This window comes from Paraburkholderia caffeinilytica, from assembly GCF_046030355.1.
Classification (GTDB): Bacteria; Pseudomonadota; Gammaproteobacteria; order Burkholderiales; family Burkholderiaceae; genus Paraburkholderia; species Paraburkholderia caffeinilytica_B.
Map to the genome: position 1 here is coordinate 1 of NZ_JAQQCQ010000075.1, position 226 is coordinate 226.

The 226-nt window shown below is 63.7% G+C and carries 1 protein-coding gene; it reads left to right on the forward strand.

The features are described 5' to 3' along the window. Positions 1–226 (forward strand): adenine nucleotide alpha hydrolase family protein (locus tag PQQ95_RS36580; RefSeq protein ID WP_459252000.1); only part of this gene is annotated, 226 nt, incomplete at both ends.

A 226-nucleotide genomic window follows, 5' to 3' on the forward strand; every position in this document is an offset into this window, starting at 1 on the left:
CGGTGGCGATATCCACGTGCTGATCGCAGGTCACAACGCGCAGGCCGCAGCGGATGCAGCAGCGAAGATCGCAGGTGTTTCAAAGGTCCTGCTGGCCGACGCGCCGCAACTGGCAGCAGGTCTGGCAGAAAACGTCGAAGCGACGGTGCTGAACATCGCGAAGGACTACACGCACATCTTCGCGCCGGCGACGGCTTACGGCAAGAACATCGCCCCGCGCATCGCC